This is a genomic window from Gluconacetobacter azotocaptans, assembly GCF_014174355.1.
In the GTDB taxonomy this organism is placed as follows: domain Bacteria; phylum Pseudomonadota; class Alphaproteobacteria; order Acetobacterales; family Acetobacteraceae; genus Gluconacetobacter; species Gluconacetobacter azotocaptans.
Genome location: NZ_JABEQF010000052.1, coordinates 1 through 1129, shown reverse-complemented (window position 1 = coordinate 1129; position 1129 = coordinate 1). Strand labels below are relative to the sequence as shown.

Sequence of the window (1129 nt, the reverse complement as noted above, 5' to 3'; positions counted from 1 at the left end):
GAGACCTGTGCGCGGGTAGTGGATTGCCTGCGGGAGGTGGATTTTCAGGGCTGCCGCTCCTTTACTTTTGGGCCTGGTGATGCGTGGGCATTGAAGATGCCCACGTCCGTTTTATTCCCCGACTACCCGGCGACGATATTGAGTGTGCGTCTGAAATTGTAGGCGATGGCCGTGAGGTGAATCTGGACGGCGGCCTTGGCGAGGCCGCGCCATCGCATGCGGCGCAGGCCATAGCTTCGTTTCCACGTGCCAAAAATCTTTTCGATCCGTCCGCGGGCACGATGGACCCCGTGGTTCCATGCATTCAGGCGTGCAAGCGTCTCCTTTTCGTCGCGTCCCCACATCCCCGTCGCCGCCACGCGGATGCTGCTGCCCCTGGCGCGCACGGCTTGACGGAAATGCGGTCCCCGATAGGCGCTATCGGCAAACACCTCGCCCTATTGTCCGGCAAGGCATCGGGACCCGCTCGACCATCATTGATGTTTGCCGGCGTGATGGAGATCTTCTCCACCAGCGCGGTCGTTGCGTCGGCACCCACATGGGCTTTGAAGCCATGAACGGCCTTTTTACCCTTGTGTTTGATCCAGCGCGCTTCGCTGTCCTGTTCCGTGTGCGACGCGATGATGGTCGCATCGACGATCGTGCCGATCTTGATCCGGATCGCCCGGGTTTTCAACTGGGCCGTGATGGCTTCGAACAAGGAGTGGTCGAGAGACCGACACACCAACAGGCGCCGGAACCGCACGAACGCCGTGCGTTCCGGTGTCGGTTCGTGAGGAGAAAAGCCGCAGAACCGGCGAAAGGACGCTCGATCGTCCCGGGCCTCGGCCAGCTTGACGTCGGACAGGTCATATCAGACCGCCAGGAGCATCGCCCGAAACATCGAAAGGGGCGGCCATGCGGGTTCGCCCTTCGTTGCAGGATACAGCGGCGCCAGCATCTCGGTGATCGGCTTCCAGTCGATCAGGGCTGCGATCTCGTCCAGCGATGACGTAGGCCGATCCGCGCGAGAGAACCCAAGACAATCCTGACCGATCGACCGATGCGCCATCACAGTCTCCAACGTCCAAAATCGAACGCCAGCGAATCATCAATCGCACCCGCCGTCCACTACCCGCGCACAGGTCTC

General features: G+C 61.4%; 3 protein-coding genes and 1 pseudogene. All 4 read right to left on the bottom strand.

Annotated features, from left to right (window positions below; genetic code table 11):
* Window positions 1-122: 122 nt before the first annotated feature.
* A complete protein-coding gene (locus HLH34_RS19725) occupies window positions 123-386 on the bottom strand; it encodes a transposase (protein WP_264784380.1) in 264 nt (87 codons plus the stop codon).
* Window positions 305-700, bottom strand: a complete 396-nt coding sequence (locus HLH34_RS19720) for a transposase (protein ID WP_264784379.1) — start codon at window positions 698-700, stop codon at window positions 305-307. The genes HLH34_RS19725 and HLH34_RS19720 overlap by 82 nt, the downstream gene beginning before the upstream one ends.
* A 51-nt stretch (window positions 701-751) precedes the next feature.
* Window positions 752-832: pseudogene (locus HLH34_RS19780) on the bottom strand (hypothetical protein); the annotation flags it as partial.
* Between the two features lie 21 nt (window positions 833-853).
* Window positions 854-1051, bottom strand: coding sequence for a hypothetical protein (locus HLH34_RS19545; RefSeq protein ID WP_244960054.1), 198 nt, complete (start codon window positions 1049-1051; stop codon window positions 854-856).
* Window positions 1052-1129 lie beyond the last annotated feature (78 nt).